At 44.2% G+C, this 3,066-nt stretch carries 4 protein-coding genes; 2 read left to right on the top strand and 2 right to left on the bottom strand.

Annotated elements, in window-relative coordinates; genetic code table 11:
• Window positions 1-45: 45 nt before the first annotated feature.
• Entirely contained in the window at window positions 46-867 is an 822-nt protein-coding gene (locus tag BIZ37_RS29805; protein WP_187464623.1) for a DUF2797 domain-containing protein, read from the bottom strand.
• A 115-nt stretch (window positions 868-982) separates the two neighbouring features.
• Here BIZ37_RS29805 and BIZ37_RS29800 point away from each other — a divergent pair, with 115 nt between their 5' ends.
• Window positions 983-1,489, top strand: coding sequence for a GNAT family N-acetyltransferase (locus BIZ37_RS29800; RefSeq protein WP_187464622.1), 507 nt, complete (start codon window positions 983-985; stop codon window positions 1,487-1,489).
• 133 nt (window positions 1,490-1,622) lie between these two features.
• Complete coding sequence (locus BIZ37_RS29795; RefSeq protein WP_187464621.1) at window positions 1,623-2,069, top strand: cytochrome c; 447 nt, start codon at window positions 1,623-1,625, stop codon at window positions 2,067-2,069.
• Window positions 2,070-2,141: 72 nt separating this feature from the next.
• On the opposite strand, the gene BIZ37_RS29790 is transcribed toward BIZ37_RS29795, so the two are convergent.
• Window positions 2,142-2,816 (bottom strand): cytochrome b/b6 domain-containing protein, encoded by a 675-nt coding sequence (locus BIZ37_RS29790; protein ID WP_187464620.1) that lies wholly within the window; start codon window positions 2,814-2,816, stop codon window positions 2,142-2,144.
• Between the last annotated feature and the right edge of the window lie 250 nt (window positions 2,817-3,066).

Here is a 3,066-nt window from a genome sequence, read left to right as displayed (position 1 = left end):
GGCTGAGTTAACTCAGCCGTTTTTTATTTTACGCTTTAAGAGGTATTAACTCTCAGGCGTCTCAACGCTAACTTCATAACTGGTGAACTTACGAATGTTAATGACACCAGTGTCGAAAATCAGGTATTGGCCTTTAATACCCAGCAGTTTGCCTTCGACTACGGGTTCTTTGTCGAAGTTATGGGAGGCTATCTTCTTCGGGTGCTCCGTCACTGGGTATTGGATATCAACGATCTCTTCGTTGAGTTGCTCGACGGCACCTTCCCCGTATATTTCCAGCAATTCATTAATACGTTGCTCAATGGCGGGCAAAAGGCGCAGCGCTTCATCTTGCAGGGCAATGTCAGCATTATCTCCCTTAAGCATGGCTCGCCAGTTCGTCTTATCTGCAACCAGCTCAGCCAGTGCAATTTCAGCAAGGCCGGAAATTTGACGAGTTTTGACTTTTAAAATCGGTAAAGCCTGTGTTGCCCCTTGGTCGATCCAGCGTGTCGGCAACTGAGTATGTCTCGTAATACCTACTTTTAAACCTGAGGTATTCGAAAGATAGACATAGTGGGGAACCATACAGTTGGCGTCACCCCATTCAGGCTCTCGGCATGTGCCTTTTGCATAATGGCAGGTTTCCGGCTTCATGATACACATGTCACAACGGGCTAACTTCTTCATACACGGAAAACAGTGCCCCTGAGAGTAGCTTTTCTTCGTTTTCTTACCGCAGGCATCGCAGTAGATATTACCGGTATAGGTTAGCTTGAGGTGTTTGCCAATAAGCGGGTTTAAAGGGAGTAACTTATCACCAACAGGGAGTTGGTACTCGACAACATCGCCGAGTTGAGACTTCATTTTGCTCAGTGTTCCTAGCATGACTTTGCTCTTTGTTATGTTATGCCTCTATCATAACACTTGGCAGTTCTGTGTGCTTGTTCTTGTGATGCCAGAGTGGCTTCCCTTTATATTAATTGTTTCGTTAAGGACTTTTATGGTCGATAGAATAGAGGTAGCAAAACTATCCCCGGGCTTTATTGAGCCAGACATCGCCCTTATGCCTGAAACAGAGCGATGCGAATTATGGCGAGCCATAAACGCTGCATTTGCCGAATATGAAGACTTTATTGGTAAGCCGTATAAGCGATTTACAACCTACGAGCAATTTATACAAAGCCTTACTGCTGAAACCAACCACTATCTGTTAATCAAAGATGGGGAAAAAAGCTTAGCGGGTGTGTGTTATCAGGAGCCTGATGAGCTTTCGGAGACCTTGTACTTCGGCACGCTTTGGGTGGCGCTGGAATATCGAAACATGGACCTTGCATCCCAGTTGATTGGTCAATTAGAACGAGAAGCAAGAAAACGGGGCTTGAAAGGTATGAGTATTCAACTTTATCGGATACCTACCTTGATTGACTTCTATCGTAGGCGTCATGGTTTTGTATTTGCGATAGACGAGACACGAGGTCAAATGGTCAAATACTTCGACTGTAAATAATTGTAATCTTTGGCTGCTTGTGGTTTACATGTTTATACGTCACTGTATCATTTTCATATGCCACTTATCACTTAGTGGCATGACTCGTTAGCAAGTGCTCAATGTCAATGAAATAATAAGAAGGAAAGAAGCCATGAAAAAAGCTCTGCTTGCAGGATGCATTGTATTTGCAGCTAGTGTTTCCGCATCCCCATTTGAAAAGCCTGAAGACGCCATCGAATACCGTCAAGCGGCATTCACCATGATTGCGACTAACTTTGGTGACTTGGCTGAAATGGTCAAGGGGCGTAAAGATTGGGATCAGCAAACTTTCAGCCAGCGCGCGCAATTTATTTCACAGCTAACTTATATGCCGGAAGAAGCTTTCAAAGTCGAGGGGACAGACAAAGGCCAAACTAAGGCTAAGCCCGAGATTTGGTCAGATTGGGACGGCTTCAGTGCTAAATTAGATAAATTCCAAGGTGATATGGCAAATTTGGCTAAAGTATCACTCGAAGGGGATGAGAGAGTAACCAAGCGTGCTTTTGGTGAAGCGGCCAAGAACTGTAAGTCTTGCCATAGCGACTATAAGTACCGCTAGGCTTAGTGCTCCTTTCTACACCAGCGCAAATAGTAAATAAAAAGTGCCAGACCGAAGTCTGGCATTTTTTGTTCAAATCAAATAGGCGACCACATCTTTGGCAAGGGTGACATAAACGATTATGCCGATAACGAAAAATATCACCCAGCCCCAAATACCACTTACGACTTTCGGTAATTCGTCATCATTAAGCCGTTTCCTGCCTGTTAGCATCGGTGTAATCAGGTTTTCTTTTCGTAAGAAGTAAACAGCAATCGCGGTTAAATGAAGCCCAATGGCACCAAGGATAATATTAAAGTTGATGGCATGGATTTCCGTCAGCAGACTGCTTGTTTCACCACTGACAAGGTAAGCGAAAGGCCCTTCGGAAATAATATCGTCATTGGCAAAAAGCCCTGTTGTTAGTTGCGTTATCAGCAGGAGCATAAAAGCAACCACCATATAAGCGCCGGCAGGGTTGTGACCAGGAGAATATGAAGTTTTATCACCTCGAAGACTTGCGGCTAGATAGTTGATAACAGTTACCGGAGAACGGACAAAACGGCTGAATTGAGCGGTTTCACTGCCAAAGACACCCCAAATCAGTCGAGTCGAAATGAGCGCTAATAGAAAATATGCCAAACTAAAATGCCAGTCCATTAGCCCCTCAGTACCTGTATACCATAGCCCACCAATGGTGAAGGCCTGAAGCCAGTGGTAACCACGGATAAAACTGTCCCACACCGGGTGAAGTTGGGTATGAGTCATTATCTATTCCTTCCATGAAAAATGATATCGATATTTTACCCTTTAGAAACATACTGGCTACAGTGATTGTTGTTTCTTTTCATTTATTTACAAAACAGTTCTGGTGTTCAGCCTATTGATTGTTAGGTCAACAAAAAGGCCCCTAATGGGGCCTAATGCCATTCGGATAAGCGTCATCGTTTATACCTGAACGGATACTTGGGTGGCACATAGAGGACTGAACGTGGAAACGTTCGGTCCTTTCTTTTAT

Source organism: Photobacterium sp. BZF1 (genome assembly GCF_014349205.1).
Taxonomy (GTDB): Bacteria; Pseudomonadota; Gammaproteobacteria; order Enterobacterales; family Vibrionaceae; genus Photobacterium.
The sequence above is the reverse complement of the archived record's forward strand: the minus strand, read 5'-3'. Positions and strand labels throughout refer to the sequence as shown.